We start from the raw sequence: 21291 nt of genomic DNA, 5'->3' as shown, positions 1-21291 counted from the left end.
CCCGTCAGGCGGCGAAGCTGTAGGGGGGCAGCGGACCGCGCAGCCGGAAGTCGTAAGCCTCGCCGTAGTCGTGGGCCAGGCCCCGGCCGGCCGCGGTGAACTCGTCGGCGCGGGCGCGTTCGACGAGGAAGGAGACGTTGAGGAAGTCGTCCTTGGACGGGTCGGCCACGACGCTGGCCCGGGCCAGCCCGGACAGCCGTCCGACGATCTCGTCGGCCTGCCGCCGCTGCCGGGCCTCGACCTGCCGGGCCACCAGTTCGCCCAGGGCGAGGCGGTCCTCGTAGGCGCCGCTGCCGTCGCGGGTGTGCCGGTTGAGCCGGCGGGCCTCCTCGGACTCGTCGAGCACCTCGCGCAGCAGGTCGTCCTGGGAGCGGGCGGCCTTGAGGTTGAACTCGGCGGTGCCGTGCAGTTCGCCGAGCCTTCGGGCGTACTCCTCGCCCTTGTGCTCCAGGGCGGTCAGGACGGCGGTGTCGTCGGGGGCGAGCAGGCCGAACCGCATGGGGAGGACCGATCCGTCGGCCATCAGGCGTTCCTGGAGGTCCTGATGGGCGGCGAGGTCACGGCGTTTGGGCCGCAGGCCCGGGGGCGCTGCGCTGACCACGGCGGCGAGCGGGCCGTGGACGAGTACGCGCGGCGGGTCGTCGGTCCCGCCGACGGTGCGCAGGCCGTCCAGCCGCAGGGGGTGGTCGGATCGGGTGACCGCGTAGACGTAGACGCCGCTCACCGCTCCTCCTCGCGGTCCTTGTCGTCGCGGTCGAAGATGTCCCCGATCGCGTCGATGGCCCCGCCGATCGCGCCGCTGGTATTGCCCCGGGCGCCGCTCTCGACGAGGTTGCCGACGATGTCGGTGAGTTTGTCCGGAGCCTTGCGGCCGGCCTCCAGGTCGAGGCGGTTGCAGGCCTCGGCGAACCGGAGGTAGGTGTCGACGCTGGCGATGACGATACGTATGTCGATCTTCAGGATCTCGATGCCGACCAGTGAGACACGGATGAACACGTCGATGACGAGCCCCCGGTCCAGGATCAGTTCGAGGATGTCGAAAAGGCCGGCGGAACCCGAACCGCTGGAGGTGGCGGCGGGTTGCATCCCGCCGGACTGCGTCATGACGGTCACGTGGGCGATTCCTCTCGCGAGACTCGTTCTCGTGCCGCCCGTAGGTACGGGGGTGGCGGCGGGCGTGTTCACGTGAACACCAAAAGAGTTGCCGCGAGAGGGAGTTGAGAGGAGACGGGCCGGTGCTAGCGCTGTCGGTCGAGCTGGCCGCGGGCGTAGCGGCGCACCCGCTCGTAGCCGAGCAGATGGCCCTGCGGGTCGAGGGTGACCCGGTAGGTGGCCATGATGGTCATGGTGTCGGGGACCCGCTCCAGCTCCACGACCTCCACGTCCGCCGTCCAGCCGTCGGGGGTCGGCCGGAGGGCGGAGACGGAGTCGGGGGTCGTGCCGAGCAGCTCGGCGAGCTGGGCCGCCGCGCCGCGCATGGCCTGGACGGCCGTCGTACGACCGGATGGAGTCGTCGGGTGATCGGTGCTCGTCATGGCCCTACCGTGCCAAGCCCCCGGGCCGCGTGGGGGCGATTCGGCCAAACGTCCGACCCGGCCGCCGGGTCACGCTGCCCGTCAGCTGAACGGTGTCGCCTGGTGGAAGTAGAGCAGCCACCCGGCCTCCGTCCGCCGCCACAGCGAGCTGCGGTGGGCGTGTCTGCCCCCGTGCTCGGTGTCGAAGGTGAGGTGGACGAGGTCGGGGGCCAGCCGTACGCCGCGCATCCGGGAGGTGACGACGGGCGGGGACTCCACGTCGGTGGTCTGGGCCAGGAGGGCGATGATGGCGGCCCGGTCCCAGTGCCGCCCGGAGGCTCCGAACTCGTGGAAGTCGGGGTGCAGCAGCGCTCCGGACCGTTCGGGCGAGCGGCGGACCTCCGGGGTGAGCAGGGCCAGTTCGGCCTCGATGACCGACTCGACGGCGAACTCGTGCTCAGGCACCCGTCATCTCCACCAGCTTTGCGACGGTGTTCCAGTTGCGGGACGTAGCGATCAGGCCCTTGTTGAGCCGCGGCTTCGACAGGTGTTCGGCCAGCTTGGAGCGGCCGAGGCCGTTCGGGGCGTAGAGGTACAGGGCGCGGTCGCCCAGGCGGAACTCCTCGGGGAGGTAGGCGGCCTGGTCGATCTCCGCGAAGCGGTCGGGGGCCACGGGCTCGGAGAAGTAGGTGACGTGGAGCTGCTTGGCCTCCAGCTCGGCGGCCGGGAAGGGGCAGGCGTCGGCGATCGCCTTCAGATAGGCGTGGTCGCGCACGATCACGTCGACGCCGAAGCCGAAGTGCCGCTCGACGGCGTGCGTGATCTCGGCCGCGTGCGACCGCTCGTCACCATGGCCGGAGGTGAACACCGCCTGGCCGCTCTGCAGATACGTGCGCACGCCCTCGTGGCCGAGGTTCTCCAGGAGTGTGCGCAGGTCCGCCATCGGGACTTTCCTGCTGCCGCCCACGTTGATGCCGCGCAGCAGTGCCGCGTACGTCGTCGTCATCCGCACACCTTAGGACGGCCTTCGTGCCCCGTGGGGGTGGGCACGACGGCCGTCGGCGGGCGGCTGCCCGGCCCCGTAAATTACTCATCGGTCACCTCGGGGCACAACCATCTGCTCAGGATCCACACAGTATGTGTAAGGGGCCACGGTCCCTCGCGGTCCTCCCCAGTGGGGAGAGGGCGAGGTCCATGGGGATGAGTTCCGGCCCCGTCACTTCACCGGGCAGCACGAGGAGATGGTTTTATCCGGCACATACCTTCGAAACGAAAGGGGGCGGCAGGGGGCCGCCACCGCTGCACGAGGGGGCGAGCCCGTCATGGGGAACGGAGAAGCGCGGGTGCGGGGCCTGGCCGCCCGGGCCGGCGGCTGGAGCGCCCGGCACCGATGGGCCGCCGTCGGCATCTGGGTGCTGTTCGTCGTCCTGGCGATGGGGCTCGGTTCGGCGGCGGGCCGGGTCGACGTCAAGGACAGCGACCAGCTCAAGGGGGAGACGCACACCGCCGCGCGGATCATCGAGGACGCCGGGATCGACGAGCCGGCCGGTGAGACGGTCCTGATCCAGGCCAAGGGCGGCGAACTCAAGGCCACGGACGCAGAGTTCAAGGATGCCGTCACCGCTGTGGTCCGAGCCGTCGAGGAGACCGGCCGGGTCACCGACGTGACCTCGCCGTACGACACGAAGACGATCTCGAAGGACGGGCGCAGCGCGCTCGTGCAGTTCGACATGCGTGGTGAGGCGGACACCGCCGGCGAGCGGGTCGAGCCGGTGCTGAAGGCCGTCGAGGGCGTCCAGAAGGACCACGCGTCGCTGCGGATCGAGGAGATCGGCGGCGCCAGCATGATGAAGACGTTCGACGACGCGTTCGGGGACGACTTCAAGAAGGCCGAGTACTCCGCGGTGCCGGTGGCCCTCGGCATTCTGCTCATCGCCTTCGGGGCGCTGGTTGCGGCGCTGCTGCCGGTGGCGCTGGCGGTCACCGCGATCATGGCGACGATGGGCCTGATGGGCCTGGTCAGCCACCTCCAGCCGATGAGCGACACCGCCAACTCCGTGATGCTGCTGGTCGGCATGGCGGTCGGCGTCGACTACTGCCTGTTCTATCTGCGCCGGGAGCGCGAGGAGCGCGAGGCCGGCCATGACGCGCGGACGGCCCTCGGGATCGCCGCCGCGACCAGTGGCCGGGCGATCGTCGTCTCCGGTGTCACGGTCTGCGTGGCCATGGCGGGCATGCTGTTCACCGGGCTCGCCGAGTTCGAGGCGATGGGCCTGGCCTCGCTGATGGTGGTGGCCGTGGCCATGGTGGGGTCGGTGACGGTGCTGCCCGCGCTGCTGTCGCTGCTGGGCGAGCGTGTGGAGAAGGGCCGCATTCCGTTCCTGAACCGGCGCAAGCCGGGCGCCCGCCAGGACAGCCGGTTCTGGACGGCCGTACTGCGGCGTGTCCTCGCCCGGCCCGTGGTCTCCGTGGCGGTGGCGGCCGGTGCGCTGCTGGCCATCACGGCTCCCGCGCTCGGCATGAAGACCCAGCAGTTCACGCTGGACCAGGAGTTCGGCGACTCGCTGCCGATCGTGCAGACGTACAACCGGCTCAACGACGCCTTCCCGGGCGGCTCGGAGCCGGCCCAGGTGGTCGTCAAGGCGGACGACATCAACGCGCCGGAGGTGAAGTCCGCGCTCGCCGACTTCCGCGACCGGGCGATCAGTTCGGGCGCCTCGCGCGGCCCGGTGGAGATCAAGCTGCACGACTCGCAGAACGTCGCGTTCGTCTATGTCCCGCTGGTCGGCGGCTCCGACCAGGACAAGGCGGGCGAGAGCCTGGACAAGCTGCGTGACGAGGTGCGCCCGGCCACGCTCGGCAGGGTCGACGGCGTCGACGCGCCGATCACCGGGCAGATCGCGGGATCAAAGGACTTCAACGACCAGCTGGCCGGAGCCGTCGTCCCGGTCTTCGCGTTCGTCGTGGTCTTCGCCTTCGCGCTGATGCTGCTGTCGTTCCGCTCGCTGACGATCGCGCTCACGTCGATCGTGCTGAACCTGCTGTCGGTGGGCGCGGCCTACGGCATTCTCGTCGCCGTCTTCCAGCACGGCTGGGGCGCGTCCCTGGTGGGCGCGGAGGGTGTCGGCGCGATCATCACCTGGCTGCCGCTGTTCCTGTTCGTGATCCTGTTCGGCCTGTCGATGGACTACCACGTGTTCGTGGTCTCCCGGATACGGGAGGCGCGGCTGCGGGGTCTGGCGACGAAGGACGCGATCCGGCACGGCGTGGTCACCACGGCCGGGGTCGTCACCAGTGCCGCGGTCATCATGGTCGCCGTGTTCGCGATCTTCGGGACGCTGTCCATGCAGTCCATGAAGCAGATGGGCGTGGGGCTCGCGGCCGCGGTGCTGATCGACGCGACGATCATCCGGGGCGTGCTGCTGCCGGCGGTCATGGCACTGCTCGGGGAGCGCAACTGGTATCTGCCGAAGTGGCTGCACCGGCTTCCGGACCTCACCCACGACGAGGCGCCGCAGGCGGTCGTCGCGGGATCGGCGGCACGGGACGACGAGGGCGAGCCCGTCAAGGTCTGATCCCCGCCGCGAGGTTGGTCCCCGCCGCGGAGGTTGATCCCCGCCGCTGTCCGAAGGGCCCGTTGGTTGCCGGTGCAGCCGACGGGCCCTTTCAGTGGCGCGAGCCAAGGGGCGGAGCAGCGCCCCGACTAACCCTGGCGAACGGGCAGTTCGGCCTCGATGAGGTCGGCCGCACGGTGAGTGCCGCCCTCCTTGAGCAGCTCCGCCTGGAGCTTGAGGCGACGGGCGACCTCGGGGTCGTCGACGAGGGCGAGGGCGGCCTCACGCAGGGCCTCGCCGGTCGCCTCCTCCGTGGCGAGGTACCGGGCGACGCCGAGGTTCCGGAGCATCTCCGCGTTGCCGAACTGGTCCACGGCCTGCGGTACGGCGATCATCGGCGTGGCGGTGGCCAGGCCCTCCTGGCTGCCGCCCGCGCCGGCGTGCGTCACGAACAGGTCGGCCTGCTTCAGGATCGCCAGCTGAGGCACCCAGGAGCGCACCTCGACATTCGCCGGGATGTTCCCGAGTTCGGCCGGGTCGACGTGCTTGCCGATCGACAGCACCAGATGCCAGCCGGGCAGGTCACCGAAGGCCTTGACGCACTCCCGGTAGAAGCCGGGCTGCTTGGTGAACGCGGACCCGAGGGAGACGAGCGCGACCTTCTCGGCGCCGGCCGGCCGCTGCCAGCCGCCCTCGGCGGGGCGCTCGCCCTGGCAGGCCCCGACGAAGGAGTACACGCTCTCGTCGACACGGTCCGCGTTCGGCTGGAGCGCCTTGGGGATCAGGACGATCGAGCAGTCGGGGCGGCCCGCGAACGGGTCGGGGTGCCGGGTGATCCCGTTCTCCTCCAGCCACGCCTGGAACCGGGCGTAGTAGGCGCGTCCGCGCTCGGTCTTCTTCGGCTCCTCCCACATGGGCTCGGCGACCTCCTTCTCGTACCCCTCCCAGGCGACCATCGCCGGTGACAGGGAGATCGCGGGCACGCCCCAGCGGTGGGCGAGGACGCGGGCCGGGTAGGAGGCGATGTCGTGCAGCACGAGGTCCGGCTCGTCGCCCTCATAGGCCTCGATCAGCTGCGGGAGGGCCTGGATCGCGTCGTCGAGGAACGGCTCCACGTTGTCCAGCAGCGTGCTCCCCCACGCCTCGGGGTCGTCGTCGGGCGAGGGCAGCGTGGAGTTCCAGGGCTTCACCTCGGCACCGGTGTCCGCGACCTTCTCCGCGAAGACCGGCGGGATCGCGTAGGTCACCCGGTGGCCGCGCGCCACGAGTTCGCGGATCACCTCGAGGCTCGGGTTCACGTGGCCGTGGGCGGCGATGGAGAACATGGCGATGTGCGCGCGACTGGTCATGCGCCGACCGTATGCGAGACGATACGTCTCGTGCAACCTATTCAATTATCCGATGTCGATCACGTGGTGGGGCAGCGCGCCGCCGTGCCCTCGACACGGCGGCGGTCCCGGCCCGCGACCGTGACGGTCACCGGGTCGTCCCCGGGGTTCGAGAGCTGCGCGGCGGCGCCGGCGGTGCAGATCAGCTGGGTCACCGCGAGGCCGGGCAGATCGCCGGTGGAGGACAGCGACAGCTCGATGGACACCCGGTTGTCCCGCGTCGTGACCTTCGCGAAGTTCGTGGCGGCGGCCGCCCGCGGGGCCTCCGTGGCCGGTGCTCGCGATGCCTCCGCGGCCGGGGGCCGGGCAGGATCGGCCGGGACGGCCGACGGCGGGTCCGCCCCGGTCAGCGGCAGCAACGACGTCAGCCCGGCGGCCCGTTCCTCCGCCGTGGGCCCTTGCAGCAGCATCTCCACGGCCGACGCGGCGCCGATCGGGGTGACGCCCTTGCGCGGGACGGGCGCGGGCCTGCCGTCGGCCAAGAAGTAGACCCGTAGCGTCGGCACGACCCCGCCGGCGGGACCGCCCGCCTCCACCACGCCGGTGGCCGGTATGCCGCAGGAGGCGAGCCCGCACAGCGCCGGCCCGACCAGCAGCGCGGCTCGGCGCCGGGCCGCCGTCACAGGTGCTCCCCGTGGGCCGGTTCGTCCCGCCGCAGCGGGAGTTCGACGGTGAACACCGCGCCGCCCTCCGGCCGGTTGGCCGCCCGGACGCTGCCGCCGTGCACCCGGACGTTCTCCGCGGTGATGGCGAGACCCAGGCCGCTGCCCTCTGTCCGGGTGCGGGCGGTGTCCGACTTGTAGAAGCGCTCGAAGACGTGCGGCAGGACGTCCTCGGGGATGCCGGGACCGCTGTCCAGCACCTCGATGACCGCCGACCGCCCGCCGTCCGCGCGCAGGCTCAGACGGACCGGCCGGGCTCCGTGCCGGAGCGCGTTGCCGACCAGGTTCGCCACCACGACATCGAGCCGGCGCGGGTCGACGCGGCCGCGCACGACGTCCGGCGGCGGCAGGTCGGCGTCCACCAGGTCCGCCCAGGCACGGTCGGCGAGGGTACGGCGCAGCGACTCGGCGAGGTCGATCTCGTCCAGGTGCAGCACCGCGGCGCCCGCGTCGAAACGGGAGATCTCCATCAGGTCGTCCACGAGACGGGCCAGTTTCACGGTCTCCTCGCTGATCAGCCGGACCGCGGTGGCGGTGTCCGGGTCGAGACGGGCGGCGTCCTCGTCGAGGACGTCGGTGACCGCCGCCATCGCGGCCAGCGGGGTGCGCAGTTCGTGCGAGACGTCCGCGGCGAACCGGCGGGCCCGGGCCTCCATGCCGCGCAGTTCGGCCACCGACTCCTCCAGGGCGGCGGCCGTCTCGTTGAACGTGTGGGACAGATCGGCGAGTTCGTCGGAGCCGTTGACCGCGAGCCGGGTGTCCAGCCGCCCTTCGGCGATGCTGCGGGTGGCGTGCCGCAGGGCGCGCACCGGCCGCAGCACCCCGCGCGCGGCGAGCAGCGCGAGCAGCACGGCGACGCCCAGCGCGGGCACGGTGGCCCGCTCCACGGCGGTGACCAGGGCGTCCACGTACCGCTGTTCGGTGGCCTGCGGCACCGTGAGGAAGACCTGGACCCCCGAGGCGATCCCGCGGTTCTCGTCGCCTGCGAAGGTGACCGACATGCCGACGACGAGTGAGGTGTGATCGCCGGTGTTCACCCGCTGGAAGACGGTGGCCGGGCTGGAGTCCACGGCCTCGCGCAGATCGGGCGTCAGCTCGGGGAACGGGTCGTCGGGGCGGGACGTGGCGCTCAGATCCTCGTAGCCGACCAGCACCCGCCAGCTCCCGGACGGCTCGGCGCGGGCCACATCGGCGGCGAAGCGCCGCAGTTCGGCCTCGGCCGGGGGAAAGGAGAGCTGCGGGGCGAGCCGGTCGACCTGGGTGCGCAGCAGCTTGATCACGGTGTCCTGGCTCTGCTGGAGCACACCCGTGCGCGCCTCCCGGAAGCTCAGGGCGCCGGTGGTCGCCGCGGTGAGCGCGGCGACGAGCGCGAACGCCACCACCAGACGCGTGCGCAGGCCACGCAGGCGCGGGAAGAGTCCGCGCAGGCGTGGGAGCAGGCCGCGCAGGCGCGGGAAGAGTCCGCGCAGGCGTGGGAGCAGGCCGCGCAGGCGCGGGACCAGGATGTTCCTCGCGGAGGGGTTCCTCACGGGGACACGAACCGGTAGCCGAAGCCGCGCACGGTCTGGATGTAGCGGGGCTCGCGCGAGGGCTCGCCCATCTTGGCGCGCAGCCGTCTGACGCAGGCGTCCACCAGGCGCGCGTCGCCGTGATAGCTGTGTTCCCAGACCGCTTCCAGGAGTTGCTGCCGGCTGAACACCTGGCCGGGTGCGGCGGACAGCGTCAGCAGCAGCCGCAGTTCGGACGGGGCGAGCGGGACCGGGGCGCCCTGCCAGGTGACCGAGTGCCCGGCGCGGTCGATGGCCAGCTCTCCGTAGGTGTCGATCTTCGGTATGCCGCCGTCGGCCGCCGCCACGGCCGTCGCCCGGCGCAGGACGGCCCGGATGCGCGCCTCCAGGACCCGGGCCTGCACGGGCTTGACGACGTAGTCGTCGGCCCCGGCCTCCAGACCTACGACGATGTCCACGTCGTCGCCGCGCGCGGTCGCCATGAGGATCGGCAGGGTCTGGTCCAGGGCGCGCATGGCACGGCACACGTCCAGGCCCGGCATACCGGGCAGCATCAGATCGAGCACCACGACGTCCGGCCGGAAGGACCGCAGCCGCTCCAGCCCCTCCTCCCCCGTCTCGGCGGCGGCGACGTCGTGTCCCTGGCGGCGCAGGGCGAGGGCGACTCCTTCACGAACGGCGCGGTCGTCTTCGATCAGCAGAACTCGTGGCATGGGCTCAGTATCCGCAGGCCCGCACCCGGACGGGCTCCTGTTACCGGATGATCACACAGGCCTTTCGGCAGATGTTCGTTACCTTTCTGTTACCCTTCGCGCCATGTTCGATCACATGACTTCCGCAATCTGAACGACCATGACCGCGCACTCCACACCTCCGTCCCGCAGCCGCCGCAGGAACGGCCGACCTTCGCACTCCGCCGGGCGGCGCGGCCGCAAGGGCCCGCTGTTAGCGGGCCTGTCCGCGCTGGCGCTGCTCGGAGCAGCCGGAATCGCGGCGGTGGACTGGACATCGGCGAAGCCCGGGGGAACGGCGGCCGAGGCCGGCTCGGGCCCCGCGACCGAGCCCGCGCCGGGCTCCCCGCCGACCACCGCCCCGGCCAGGCCCCTCCCGCCGTCGGACCCGTCCTCCCCGACCGCCTTACCCTCCCCCTCTCCCTCCGCACGGCCGGATATCCCGGCCACCGGCCCCGGCACCTTCACCGTCGCCCCCGGCTCGGGCACCGAGGCGGGGCAGGGCACGCCCCTGCGCTACCGGGTCGAGGTCGAGGACGGCATCGACCTGTCCGCCCCGGACGTCGCCGAGCAGGTGGAGAACGTCCTGGCCGACCGGCGCGGCTGGACGGCGGACGGCCGTTCGGCGTTCCGGCGGGTGTCGAGCGGGCCCACCGACTTCGTCGTGAAGGTCGCCACCGCCGGGACCGTGGACAAGATCTGCGGACAGTACGGCCTGGACACCGGCGGCGAGGTCAACTGCAACGTCGCCAAGAACGTCATGGTCAACCTCAAGCGCTGGCTCCGGGCAACTCCCGTCTACGCCAAGGACGTCAAGGCCTACCGGGCCCTCATCATCAACCACGAGGTCGGCCACTTCCTCGGCCACGGCCACGTCGGCTGCCCCGGCCCCGGCAAGCCGGCCCCCGCGATGATGCAGCAGATCAAGGGCATGCGCGGCTGCGCGCCCAATGTCTGGCCCTACGACGAGCAGGGCCGGTACCTCACGGGCCCCGCCGTGCCTTGAACGGAGCCGGACCGGCGACGCCGTCAGCGCTGATAGCGCGCCAGCACCAGGTTGCCGTCCTCCTCCAGCCGTTCGCGCAGTGCGCCCAGTCCGATGGCTCCGCTGTAGTACTCCTGCAGGGCCGGGGTCGCCACCTTGTCCTTCCACTCGGGGTAGCCCCGCACCGTCTGCGCGGGTGCAGGCCGCAGGTGCCCGGCGAGGGCGGTGCCGGTGGCCCAGCCGTGCTCGGACGTGCGCAGTGCCGGGTCGCCCAGCGCCCGGGTGCCGGTGGGCAGCATCCAGTCGCCGAGGGCGAGGCGGACCATGTTGGGCGGTCTGAGGAGGAAGTCGATGAAGGCGGCGGCCTCCTTCTTGTGCGGGCAGTCCTCGGCGACGGAGAGGGTCTGCGGGCTGACGCCCTGGGTGAGCCCTCCGGCGCCGGCCGGGGCGGGCAGCACCTGCCAGTCGAAGCCCTTCGGCGCCTGCTGCACGATCTGCTGACGGTAGGAGAAGCCGAGCGGGACCATCGCGTATCTCCCGCCGAAGAAGCCGGGCAGGGTGTCGCCGCCGCCGCTGCCCAGGGTCGTGGGCGAGGCGCTGCGATCGGTGCCGACCTGCTCCTGGATGGTGCGCGGCACCACCTGGTCGGCCGTCCCGAACCGGACCGTCACCTTGCCGTCCGCCCCACGGTGGAAGAGCTGTCCGCCCGCCGACAGGGAGAGGTTGAGCGTGGCGGAGACGGGCTCCTTCAGCGGCCAGGCGATGCCGTACTTCCCCCGGCCGCTGAGGCGTTCGGTGACCCGGCGGAACTCGGCCCAGCTCCACGGCTTCTCCGGGGTCGGGATCCGCACTCCGGACTGCCGGAGCCACTTCGCGTTGGCGATCAGCACCCGTGGCTCCTGGAGGAACGGCACGCCGTAGATGCCTTCCCCGAAGGTCGTAGTCTCCCAACTGCGCTGCGGGATGTCCGACTTCAGCCGCGCGGGCAGCAGGTCGCTGAGGTCGGCGAGATAGCCGCCGTAGGCGAAGTCCGCGAGGTCGTCGGAGGCGTCGTGGATGATGTCGGGTGCCTCGCCCCCTTCGAAGGCGGTGAGGAGCTGGTCGTGGACGCTGTCCCAGGAGCCCTGGACGTACTCGACCCGGACGTCCGGGTGGGTGGCGTTCCACTCCTTCACCAGCGCCTTGTTGGCCTCGACGGACTCCTCCTGCCAGGCCAGGGACTGGAAGCGCAGGGTGATCCGGCCGTCGTCGCGGGTGCCGCCGGAGGAGCAGCCGGCGAGGAGCAGCAGCAGGACCAGGACCAGGGCCGGCAGCCGGGCGCGCATCAGCTCTTCACCGCCCCGGTGAGCATGCCGCCCGTGATCCGCCGCTGGATGAGGGCGAAGACGACCAGCGAGGGCAGCGTCGCGAGGAACGCGGCGGCCGCGAGCGGGCCGAGGTCGGCCACGCCCTCGGCCCCGATGAAGTGGGTGAGCACCACCGGCAGGGTCTGTTTCTCCGGGGTCTTGAGCAGGACCAGCGCGAAGAAGAACTCGTTCCACGCGGTGATGAACGCGAACAGCGCCGTCGCCACGATGCCCGGCGCGAGCAGCGGCGCCGTCACCGACACCAGCGTCCGCACCCGGCCCGCCCCGTCGACCGCGGCCGCCTCCTCCAACTCGGGCGGCACGGCCCGCACATACCCGGCGAGCATCCACAGCGCGAAGGGCAGCGCCCACACCACGTACACCAGCACAAGACCCGGCACGGAATTGATCATTCGGAGGTTCTTCAGCACGAGGAACAGCGGGATGATCAGCAGCACGAACGGGAACGCCTGGCTGACCACCACCCAGCCCGTCACGGCCTTCGCCAGCCGGGTGCGCCGCCGGGCGACGACATAGGCCATCGGCGTCGCGATCAGCACGGCGATGACCGCCGCTCCGAGCGCGGCGAGCAGGGAGTTGAGGGCGGCGTGCAGCAGCGGCTGTTCGTCGAAGGCCTGCCGGAAGTTGGCGAGGGTGGGGTCCTCCGGGATCCACGTCGGATGCAGACTGCTCAGCTCGCGCGGCGGCTTGAACGCCGTGGAGAGAAGCCAGAGGAACGGGAAGGCGAGGAAGACGAGGTACGCGAGCAGCGCGGTGTACTGGCCGACACGGGCCGGAGTGCTGGTCCTCACGCGTCGTCACCTCCCCTGATGCGCCCGGCGAGGAACACGGCCAGGGCGATCGAGATCACGGCCACCATCACGCAGCCCATCGCCGCCGCGTAGCCGAACTGCCCGTAGCGGAAGGCCTCCTCGTAGGCGAAGAGCATGGGCAGCCGGGTCCGGCCGCCCGGACCGCCGTTGGTGAGCACATAGACCAGGGCGAAGGAGTTGAAGTTCCAGATGAGGTTGAGCGCGGTGATGGCGAGGGCGATGGGTCTGAGGGCGGGCCAGGTGACCGTGCGGAAGCGGCGCCAGGCACCCGCCCCGTCGACCGCCGCCGCCTCGTGCAGTTCGCGCGGGGTGTTCTGCAGCCCGGCGAGCAGCGCCACCGTCGTCTGCGGCATGCCCGCCCAGACGCCTACGAGGATCACGGCGGGCAGCGCGGTCGCCAGCCCGCTGAGCCAGTCGCGACCGCCGCCCAGGCCGACATCGCGCAGGGTCTCGTTGAGGATGCCCGCGTCCGGGTTGTAGACGAGCCGCCACATGATGCCGACGACGACCTCGGGCATGGCCCACGGGATGATCGCCAGGGCACGGGCCAGCCAGCGCAGCCGCAGCTCCTGGTTGAGCAGCAGGGCGAGGCCCAGCGCGAGCAGGAACTGCGGCACGGTCACCCCGACCGCCCACACCAGCCCGATCCGGAACGACTCCCAGAACAGCGTGTCGTGCAGCAGATCCCGGAAGTTGAGGCCGCCGATCCACTGCGTGGGCTCGGTGCGGCCCGCCTGGGCGTCGGTGAAGGCCAGCAGGATCCCGTACAGCAGCGGGCCGACGCTGAGTACGAGGATGGGGATCAAGGCGGGCAGCACCAGGAACCAGGCGCCGTGGTCCACGGCCCGGCGGGGCCGGTCCCGGCCCGGTGCCGGATCGGCCGGCTTCCTCACCTCGGTCACCGACGTCACGGCATCAGCCCCTTCGCTCGGCTCGGACGGGCCACGTCATGGTCGTGAAGGCGGCCTGCCTCGTCAAGGCACCGCGCACACGGTCCCACCTGTGCGAATGGGAGACTGACGGACGGATGGCCGGAACCCGACGGTGACGCACAAGGACCTGGACCACGGAGGCGGACGATGGACGAGGCACGGGCGCGGGACGTACTGGCCGCGGCGGGCGTGCCGGGCGGCGCGGCCGACGAGGCGCGGCTGCTGGCGCTGGGCGAGAACGCGGTGTTCGCCGCCGGCGACCTGGTCGTCAAGGTCGGCCGTGACGCCGAGCTTCTCGACCGGGCGCGCCGCGAGCTGGACGTCGCGGTGTGGCTCGCGGAGGCGGGTGTGCCCGCGGTGCGGGCGGCCGAGCCGAAGGCGCTGCTGGTCGAGGGGCACCCGGTGACGGTGTGGCACCGGCTGCCCGATGCCGTACGGCCCGCCGAGCCGAGGGATCTGGCCGAACTGCTGCGGGTCGTGCACGCCACGCCTCTTCCTCCTTTCGAACTGCCGGCCCGCGATCTGCTGGGCGGTGTGGAACGCTGGCTGCGGCTCGCGGGCGATGCGATCGACCCCGCGGACGCGGCATATCTGCGCGAGCGGCGGGACGGCTTCGCCGCGGAGGCCGCCACGCTGACGCCGCAGCTGCCGCCCGGGCCGATCCACGGCGACGCGCTGCCCCGCAATGTGCATGTCGGCCCGGACGGGCCGGTTCTGGTCGACCTGGAGACGGTCTCCTCCGACCTGCGCGAGCACGATCTGGTGGTGATGGCGCTGTCCCATGACCGGTACGGGCTCGCGGACGAGGCGTACGGGTCCTTCACCGAGACATACGGATGGGATGTCCGGGAGTGGGACGGGTGCTCGGTGCTGCGCGGCGCCCGGGAGACGGCCAGTTGTGCGTGGGTGGCCCAGCACGCACCGAGCAACCCGAAGGCACTGGCCGAGTTCGAGCGGCGGGTGGCGTCGTTGCGGGAGGGCGACGAGACGGTGCGGTGGTATCCGTTCTGAGGGCCGGGGGCCCGCCGGGTCAGACCGGCTCGTCCGCCAACTCCCGCAGGGGCCACGCCCCGTCCACCACAGCGGTCGCGTCGCCCTTGCCGCGCAGGAAGCTCTGGAAGTCCGCCGCCCATTCCGCGTACCACTCGATCTGGCGGTGGTGCAGGTCCGCCGGGCCCAGGCTCGCGATCTTGGGGTGGCGGTCGGCTATCGCACAGGCCAGCCGGGCCGCCGCCAGGGCGTCGGCCGTCGCGTCGTGGGCGGAGTCGAGGACCACGCCGTACTCCGAGCAGACCGCTTGGAGGTTGCGCTTGCCGCGGCGGTAGCGGTCGACCGAGCGGTCGATGGTGTACGGGTCGATGACCGGGGCGGGGTCCACGCCGCCCAGGCGATCGCGCAGGGACGGCAGTCCGTACCTCCGCAACTCGGCGGAGAGCAGGGTGAGGTCGAAGGCCGCGTTGTAGGCGACGACCGGCACGCCCGACTTCCAGTAGGAGGTGAGGACGTCGGCGAGGGCGTCCGCCACCTGGTCGGCCGGTCTGCCCTCGGCCGCCGCGCGTTCATTGCTGATGCCGTGCACCGCCACCGCGTCCTCGGGGATCGGCACCCCCGGGTCGGCCAGCCACTCGCGGCGGCCCATCGGCTCCCCGTCCCTGACCTCGATCACGGCCCCCGTGACGATGCGCGCCTCGCGCGGATCGGTGCCCGTCGTCTCCAGGTCGAAGCCGATCAGCAGCTCCCGGTGCCAGCCCATGGGCGGTCCCCCTTCTTGTGGTGCGTCCCCCGGTGGTGTCCCCCAGTGGTCTCCACCTTCGCATGCACCACTGACAATCCGAGGAGCGCGTTCCGCTTACGCCCGGCGGCGGCCGGGTGAACCGCCACAACCGCCACACAGCGGGGCACCGTTCACGACACCGGCCGCGAATCCGCCCACATCACCTCGAACTCCTCACGGTAGGTGGGAAAGAGGCCGCTTTCGTCGATCTCGCCCGGCTTGACCGTCTTGCTGCCGTTGCGCAGCACGAACACCGGCGCCTCCATGCCGCGTGTCCGGCGCAGATAGTTCTGCACGACCGCGATGCCGTCCGCCCCGTCGCCGTCGACCAGATACGCCGTGAAGCGGGGCGTCTCGTCGAAGACCTGGATCTCGAAGGCACCCGGGTCGCGCAGCCGGGCGCGCACCCGGCGCATGTGCAGGATGTTCATCTCGACGGCCCGGCTGAGCTCGCCGCGCTTGATGCCCAGTTCGCGCTCGCGCCGCTTGACCGCGCTGGAGGCCGGGTTGAGGAACAGCAGCCGCACCCGGCAGCCCGACTCGGCCAGCCGCACCAGCCGGCGGCCGGAGAAGTTCTGCACGAGCAGGTTGAGGCCTATGCCGATGGCGTCGAGGCGGCGGGCGCCGCCGAAGATGTCCTCGGCCGGGAACTGGCGCATCAGCCGCACCCGGTCCGGGTGGACGGCGACCACGTCGGCGTACCGGTCGCCGACCAGGTCCTCGACGGCGTCGACGGGCAGCCGGCGTGCCGACGGCACGTCACCGTCGGCGCCGAGCATCTCCAGCAGCCGGGCCGAGGCGCGCTCGGCCTGGTTCAGGACGGCCTCGGACAGGGCCCGGTTGCGGGACACGACGTTCCGGGTGACCTCCAGCTCGTCCAGGGCGAGCTCGACGTCCCGGCGGTCGTCGAAGTAGGGCTCGAAGCAGGGCCAGTGCTGCACCATCAGCTCGCGCAGCTGCGGCAGGGTGAGGAAGGACAGGACATTGTCGTCGGCCGGGTCGAGCAGATAGCCCTTGCGGCGGCTGACCTCGCGGACGGCGACGGCGCGCTGTACCCATTCCTGCCCGGCGGGTCCGGCGGCGGCCACCACCCAGTCGTCGCCGTGGACGGGTTCGTAGATGGGCCGCAGTACGGCGGCTACGACCGTGCGCAGCCGCTGTTCGACGAGGTTCAGCCAGATGTAGGCGCGGCCGGCCCGCTGGGCGCGGGTGCGCACCTCGCGCCAGGCGTCGGCGTCCCAGTCCAGTTCCGGGCCGATCGAGCCCGTCGCGTCCATCGGCCGCGCCAGGGACACGGCACCGGTCGGGACGTCTGTGGAGTTCCCCTCGTGACCCTCGTCACCAGGGGGCAGCTCCAGCCCTCCCGAGCCCACCCGCGCACCGCCTTCCGCTCCCCCGAGCCTCCCGAGGGGCCTGGCCCCACCCAACGATCAAGGAAGGGTACTCCGGGAGCGGTCGGCGGTGCAGCCGGATGGGCAGGGTAGTTCTCAACCCCGCGGCTGCCAGTGCCCGTTCTGCCAGCCGAGCTCGGCCGGAGTGAGCGGATTCATAGCCGTGACGTCACGCGGGGCGATGGAGAATCCCTGCCAGTGGACGGGCATGGGCTGCTGGTCCTCGTCCCGGGCTATGTGGTGGAAGCCGATGTTCGTCCAGACCACCGGGTGCTTGAGGGACTGTCCGTTCACCCACTTGTCGACGGAGTTGCCGGCTCCGGCACCGCAGTCGCCGGGGTTGTGGCTGGCGAACAGCTCGCACTTGTTGTACTCGGTGAAGTACACGTCGTGCTTGGTGTAGCTGCGGCCCGGGTACTTGGTCGTCGGGCCGGGGACGATCTCGTAGGAGCGCGGGTGCCCGTCCTTGTTCTTGCCGGCCCCGCTGACCACACGCCACCAGCGGTAGTTCTTGCTGTCCCCGGCGAGTTCCTTGGTGACCTTGGTGCGGGTCGTCCTGGTGCTCGGGGCGCGCTGGCCCGTGGCCGGGGCGGTGACGGTCGAGTCGTACTGCTCGATCTTGTCGGCGGTGGAGCCGTCGAGGGCGAAGTCGAGCCGCCAGAAGGCGTTGTGGCTGTGGCTGGTGGCCTTGGCGGCGCTCGCGCCCTTGCCGATCGGCCAGCCGCGGCCGTCCCCGGCGTCGTAGTCGTCCCACGACAGGCTGCCGGTGGCGCCGACGTTCATGGTGATCGTGCCGTCGTCCTGGAAGCGCCACTCGGTCATGTACTCGTACCAGCCGACCTGGTTCACGGTGTAGACGAGCAGGTCCTTGCCCTGGGCCTGGTAGACCTTGTTCGCGGTGTCGCCCTGCATGCGGTAGGCGTGGCCGCGGGAGCGGGTGGTGGTGCACAGGCCCTTGACGTTCGGGTCCTCGTTCCAGGAGTCCGGGACCTTGATCGTCTTGATGGTGCCGCCGGGGCACTCGCCGGGCGCCAGGTTCATCAGGCCCTGGGCGAAGTCGAACCCGGTCAGATCGTCGTACTCGACGTTCCCGTCGTCGTACGGGACGTGGATCTGGCCGAGCCTGGCGCTGTTGAGGACCTTGATCGGCTTGGGTTCGCCCTTGGGCTGGTACGAGATGTTCTCCAGGACGAGGCCGGCCTTGCCGTCGTAGCGCCAGCACATCCGCCAGGTCGTGCCGGTGGAGAGCTTCTGCTCGATGCGGTGGGCGGCGCCGCAGTAGGGCGCTGCCGGCGCCGCGGGGGCGGCCTTCGGCTGGGCGGTGGCGGGTCCCGCGCCGGCCGTGACACCGGCGGCGAGGGTGGCCACGGTCAGGCCCGCGGCCGCCAGGGTGCGGACCTTGCTGTGTCTGTTCACGCGCATGACGAGATGACTCCCTGACAGTGAGAGTAGGAGCGAGGAGAACGGGTCAGCGGTCGAGCCGGGCGGCCTTGCGGGCGCTCAGGTCGATGACGATCGACCTCGCGTCGACCCAGGGCCCGTTCTTGATCTTCGGGAACAGCCGGACGCAGCGGTGCTCGCCGCACTGGTCGAGCACGGCGGGCTGGGCGCCCGGCGCGGCCCGGTAGACGGCGCCGCTGAGCTGCAGCTGGTCCGGGGAGGTGAGCTCCTTGCCGGTGGCGTCCCGGTAGTCGGCCTTCAGGCCCGCGCCCAGCGGGTCGGCGATCAGCAGCCGGGCCGCCTCGGCCTTCTCGTCGCCGCTCAGGGGCGGCTGGACACCGCGCTGGGTGCCGGTCCGCACCACCTTGCCGGTGCCGAGGTCGACGGTCCTGGTGACGAGGGTGTCGTCCCGGTAGTCGTAGAACGTCACGTCGGCGCGCCGCGGCGCGTCCGGGTCGCCGACCTCGTCGGCCTCCGGTTCGGCGAGATCGACGCCGAGACGCTGCGGGCCGCGCTCCCCGTCGACGCCCTCACTGCTCTGGAGCAGCTGCCGGTTCAGGGCGATCTTCGCGACCCGCTCCATCTCGTCGTCGGTCAGCGGGTCGCGGCCCGTGCCCTTCTCCCCTTCGGCGGGCGCCTCCTCCACCACCCCCGGCGCCACGGCCCGGTCCGCGCCGGCCCCCTGCCGCACGGACCGCCCCGCCTGCCCCGACCTGGTCCCCGTGTCGTCCGCCCCCGCCGTGCCCGGCAGGGTGATCCCCACCATCACGGCTGTCCCGGCCACGGCGATGGCCGTACCGGCCACCAGCTTGCCTAAGTGACGGTGCACTGTCTTGCGCACATCATCCCCTTACTCCCCTCATCAGCCCCGGGAGTATGTTCTTGCCCCATTTATTTGGCATACCGCGTATGCACTGGTCACTCGGTAAGAGGGACATAAGTCATAGGAGGTTCCCTCACTTTCGGGGAGACTCGGGGCCAAGGCGTCCCCACCGGCGCCGCACACCTGAAAGAGTCGTATCCATGCAGGTCTGGCCTGGAGAGGCGTATCCACTCGGTGCCACGTACGACGGCGCCGGTACCAACTTCGCGGTCTTCACGGAGGCCGCGGACCGAGTAGAGCTGTGTCTGCTGCACGACGACGGCTCGGAGACGGCGATCGAGCTCCGGGAGAGCGACGCGTTCGTGCGGCACGCGTACGTGCCGGGCATCATGCCGGGGCAGCGGTACGGGTTCCGGGTGCACGGCCCGTACACCCCGGAGCGCGGGCTGCGCTGCAACTCCGCGAAGCTGCTGCTCGACCCGTACGCGCGTGCGATCAGCGGTTCGATCGGCTGGGGCGAGGAGGTGTACGGCTACCACTTCGACGAGCCCGACCGGCGCAACGACCTGGACTCGGCGCCGCACACGATGACGTCGGTCGTGGTCAACCCGTACTTCGACTGGGGCGACGACCGGCTCCCGCGCACCGGGTACCACCACACGGTGATCTACGAGGCTCATGTCAAGGGCCTCACCATGCGCCACCCGGGCCTGCCGGAGGAGCTGCGCGGCACCTACGCGGCCCTCGCCCACCCGGCGGTCATCGAGCACCTCACCGAGCTCGGGGTCACGGCCCTTGAGCTGATGCCCGTACACCAGTTCGTGAACGATCACCGCCTGGTCGACATGGGCCTGAACAACTACTGGGGCTACAACACGATCGGTTTCTTCGCCCCGCACAACGCCTACGCGTCCTGGGGCGACCGGGGCCAGCAGGTCCTGGAGTTCAAGTCGGCGGTGAAGGCGCTGCACGAGGCCGGGATCGAGGTGATCCTCGACGTGGTCTACAACCACACCGCCGAGGGCAACCACCTCGGCCCGACGCTGTCCTTCAAGGGCCTGGACAACTCGCGCTACTACCGGCTCACCGACGACCCCCGCTACTACATGGACACGACAGGGACGGGAAACTCCCTGCTCATGCGGTCCCCGCACGTGCTCCAGCTGATCATGGACTCGCTGCGGTACTGGGTCACGGAGATGCATGTCGACGGGTTCCGCTTCGACCTCGCCGCGACACTGGCCCGGCAGTTCCACGAGGTGGACCGGCTGTCGTCGTTCTTCGACCTGGTGCAGCAGGACCCGGTGGTCTCGCAGGTGAAGCTGATCGCCGAGCCGTGGGACGTGGGCGAGGGCGGCTACCAGGTGGGGAACTTCCCGCCGCTGTGGACCGAGTGGAACGGCAAGTACCGGGACACCGTGCGCGACCTGTGGCGGGGCGAGCAGCGCACCCTCGCGGAGTTCGCCTCACGGCTGACCGGCTCGTCCGACCTGTACCAGGACGACGGCCGGCGCCCGCTGGCCTCCATCAACTTCGTGACCTGCCACGACGGCTTCACGATGCACGACCTGGTGGCCTACAACGACAAGCACAACCACGCCAACGGCGAGGACAACCGGGACGGCGAGAGCCACAACCGGTCCTGGAACTGCGGGGCCGAGGGCGAGACCGACGACCCGGACGTGCGGCGGCTGCGGGCCCGGCAGATGCGGAACTTCATCGCGACGCTGATGCTGTCCCAGGGCGTGCCCATGATCAGCCACGGCGACGAGTTCGCCCGCACCCAGCACGGCAACAACAACGCGTACTGCCAGGACAACGAGCTGGCCTGGGTCGAGTGGCCGGAGGGCGACGAGGAGGAAGGGGGACTCAAGCGGGAGCTGCTGGCCTTCACGCGCTCGATGGTGTGGCTCCGCCGGGACCACCCGGTCTTCCGCAGACGGCGCTTCTTCCACGGCCGGCCCGTGGAGGGCACGCACGACGACCTGTCCGACATCGCCTGGTTCACTCCGGAGGGCCGGGAGATGACCCAGCGGGACTGGGACTCGGCGCGGGCGTCGGCCCTGACCGTGTTCCTCAACGGCAACGCGATCTCGGAGCCGGGCGCGCGCGGGGAGCGCATCTCCGACGACTCGTTCCTGCTGATGTTCAACGCCTCGCCGAAGACGCTGGAGTTCGTGGTGCCGGTCGACCACGGGCGGCAGTGGCAGGTCGTGGTCGACACGGCCCGCGCCGACGGTGTTCCGGAGGACAGCGGCGAGAAGGTGCAGGCCGGGGACCGGCTGACCCTGACCGACCGGAGCCTCACGGTGCTCCAGCGGCCCGTGTAGCCGCCCCCGCGGCCCCGCCTCGCGATGGTGGCGCGTCGTCCGGAAAGAGCCACTCGTCCGGGCGACGCGCGGCGCACCTG

General features: G+C 71.3%; 20 protein-coding genes. 4 read left to right on the top strand and 16 right to left on the bottom strand.

The annotated features are described in order from the left end of the window. Window positions 1–4 precede the first annotated feature (4 nt). The 5 genes from ACFT32_RS31965 to ACFT32_RS31945 all read right to left on the bottom strand — a co-directional run bounded on the left by ACFT32_RS31965 (window position 5) and on the right by ACFT32_RS31945 (window position 2520). Window positions 5–724, bottom strand: coding sequence for a GvpL/GvpF family gas vesicle protein (locus ACFT32_RS31965; protein WP_382496238.1), 720 nt, complete (start codon window positions 722–724; stop codon window positions 5–7). After that, the gene (gene gvpJ, locus ACFT32_RS31960; RefSeq protein ID WP_382496236.1) at window positions 721–1113 is read right to left on the bottom strand and encodes a gas vesicle protein GvpJ; all 393 of its coding nucleotides are present in this window, start codon (window positions 1111–1113) and stop codon (window positions 721–723) included. Before gvpJ ends, ACFT32_RS31965 begins: the two co-directional genes overlap by 4 nt. A 125-nt stretch (window positions 1114–1238) precedes the next feature. Further along, window positions 1239–1535 (bottom strand): gas vesicle protein, encoded by a 297-nt coding sequence (locus ACFT32_RS31955; RefSeq protein WP_382496234.1) that lies wholly within the window; start codon window positions 1533–1535, stop codon window positions 1239–1241. Window positions 1536–1616: 81 nt separating this feature from the next. Continuing rightward, window positions 1617–1979, bottom strand: coding sequence for a DUF4440 domain-containing protein (locus ACFT32_RS31950; protein ID WP_382496233.1), 363 nt, complete (start codon window positions 1977–1979; stop codon window positions 1617–1619). After that, window positions 1972–2520 (bottom strand): DUF1697 domain-containing protein, encoded by a 549-nt coding sequence (locus ACFT32_RS31945; RefSeq protein ID WP_382496231.1) that lies wholly within the window; start codon window positions 2518–2520, stop codon window positions 1972–1974. Before ACFT32_RS31945 ends, ACFT32_RS31950 begins: the two co-directional genes overlap by 8 nt. Window positions 2521–2836: 316 nt before the next feature. Between ACFT32_RS31945 and ACFT32_RS31940 the strand changes: the two genes are divergently transcribed. Further along, a complete protein-coding gene (locus tag ACFT32_RS31940; protein ID WP_382496229.1) occupies window positions 2837–5089 on the top strand; it encodes an MMPL family transporter in 2253 nt (750 codons plus the stop codon). A gap of 128 nt (window positions 5090–5217) precedes the next feature. Here the strand turns inward: ACFT32_RS31940 and mgt are convergent, their stop codons facing one another. The 4 genes from mgt to ACFT32_RS31920 are packed head-to-tail and all read right to left on the bottom strand — an operon-like array spanning window position 5218 to window position 9339. After that, window positions 5218–6417 carry a macrolide-inactivating glycosyltransferase gene (gene mgt, locus ACFT32_RS31935; RefSeq protein ID WP_382496227.1) on the bottom strand — a complete coding sequence of 400 codons (1200 nt, stop codon included), beginning with the start codon at window positions 6415–6417 and terminating at the stop codon, window positions 5218–5220. A 59-nt stretch (window positions 6418–6476) separates the two neighbouring features. After that, the gene (locus ACFT32_RS31930; protein WP_382496225.1) at window positions 6477–7079 is read right to left on the bottom strand and encodes a hypothetical protein; all 603 of its coding nucleotides are present in this window, start codon (window positions 7077–7079) and stop codon (window positions 6477–6479) included. Then, window positions 7076–8587: a sensor histidine kinase gene (locus ACFT32_RS31925; protein WP_382496688.1), complete on the bottom strand. Its 1512-nt coding sequence runs from the start codon at window positions 8585–8587 to the stop codon at window positions 7076–7078. The genes ACFT32_RS31930 and ACFT32_RS31925 overlap by 4 nt, the downstream gene beginning before the upstream one ends. A gap of 56 nt (window positions 8588–8643) precedes the next feature. Next, window positions 8644–9339, bottom strand: a complete 696-nt coding sequence (locus ACFT32_RS31920; protein WP_382496223.1) for a response regulator — start codon at window positions 9337–9339, stop codon at window positions 8644–8646. 139 nt (window positions 9340–9478) lie between these two features. On the opposite strand from ACFT32_RS31920, the gene ACFT32_RS31915 reads away from it, so the two are divergent. Further along, entirely contained in the window at window positions 9479–10363 is an 885-nt protein-coding gene (locus ACFT32_RS31915) for a DUF3152 domain-containing protein (protein ID WP_382496221.1), read from the top strand. Window positions 10364–10386: 23 nt separating this feature from the next. Here the strand turns inward: ACFT32_RS31915 and ACFT32_RS31910 are convergent, their stop codons facing one another. Genes ACFT32_RS31910 through ACFT32_RS31900 form a run of 3 tightly spaced genes read right to left on the bottom strand, consistent with a single transcriptional unit; the run spans window position 10387 to window position 13432 of the window. Further along, window positions 10387–11667: an ABC transporter substrate-binding protein gene (locus tag ACFT32_RS31910; protein ID WP_382496219.1), complete on the bottom strand. Its 1281-nt coding sequence runs from the start codon at window positions 11665–11667 to the stop codon at window positions 10387–10389. Further along, window positions 11667–12500, bottom strand: coding sequence for a carbohydrate ABC transporter permease (locus ACFT32_RS31905; protein ID WP_382496217.1), 834 nt, complete (start codon window positions 12498–12500; stop codon window positions 11667–11669). Before ACFT32_RS31905 ends, ACFT32_RS31910 begins: the two co-directional genes overlap by 1 nt. Next, window positions 12497–13432: a carbohydrate ABC transporter permease gene (locus ACFT32_RS31900; RefSeq protein WP_382496215.1), complete on the bottom strand. Its 936-nt coding sequence runs from the start codon at window positions 13430–13432 to the stop codon at window positions 12497–12499. The genes ACFT32_RS31905 and ACFT32_RS31900 overlap by 4 nt, the downstream gene beginning before the upstream one ends. Before the next feature lie 168 nt (window positions 13433–13600). Here ACFT32_RS31900 and ACFT32_RS31895 point away from each other — a divergent pair, with 168 nt between their 5' ends. Then, the gene (locus ACFT32_RS31895) at window positions 13601–14464 is read left to right on the top strand and encodes a phosphotransferase enzyme family protein (RefSeq protein ID WP_382496213.1); all 864 of its coding nucleotides are present in this window, start codon (window positions 13601–13603) and stop codon (window positions 14462–14464) included. 19 nt (window positions 14465–14483) lie between these two features. On the opposite strand, the gene ACFT32_RS31890 is transcribed toward ACFT32_RS31895, so the two are convergent. The 4 genes from ACFT32_RS31890 to ACFT32_RS31875 form a co-directional block, all read right to left on the bottom strand. Continuing rightward, window positions 14484–15206, bottom strand: coding sequence for a 3'-5' exonuclease (locus ACFT32_RS31890; RefSeq protein ID WP_382496212.1), 723 nt, complete (start codon window positions 15204–15206; stop codon window positions 14484–14486). Window positions 15207–15358: 152 nt separating this feature from the next. Then, window positions 15359–16600 (bottom strand): SAV2148 family HEPN domain-containing protein, encoded by a 1242-nt coding sequence (locus tag ACFT32_RS31885; protein WP_382496210.1) that lies wholly within the window; start codon window positions 16598–16600, stop codon window positions 15359–15361. 114 nt (window positions 16601–16714) lie between these two features. Then, window positions 16715–18040, bottom strand: coding sequence for a copper amine oxidase (locus ACFT32_RS31880; protein WP_382496208.1), 1326 nt, complete (start codon window positions 18038–18040; stop codon window positions 16715–16717). A 46-nt stretch (window positions 18041–18086) separates the two neighbouring features. Beyond that, a complete protein-coding gene (locus tag ACFT32_RS31875; RefSeq protein WP_382496207.1) occupies window positions 18087–18899 on the bottom strand; it encodes a Tat pathway signal sequence domain protein in 813 nt (270 codons plus the stop codon). A gap of 182 nt (window positions 18900–19081) precedes the next feature. Here ACFT32_RS31875 and glgX point away from each other — a divergent pair, with 182 nt between their 5' ends. Then, window positions 19082–21211 (top strand): glycogen debranching protein GlgX, encoded by a 2130-nt coding sequence (glgX, locus tag ACFT32_RS31870; protein ID WP_382496205.1) that lies wholly within the window; start codon window positions 19082–19084, stop codon window positions 21209–21211. Window positions 21212–21291 lie beyond the last annotated feature (80 nt).

Source organism: Streptomyces sp. NPDC057002 (assembly GCF_042673825.1).
Taxonomy (GTDB): domain Bacteria; phylum Actinomycetota; class Actinomycetes; order Streptomycetales; family Streptomycetaceae; genus Streptomyces.
Note: the sequence above shows the minus strand (reverse complement) of the source record. Positions and strands in the feature narration are given on the sequence as shown.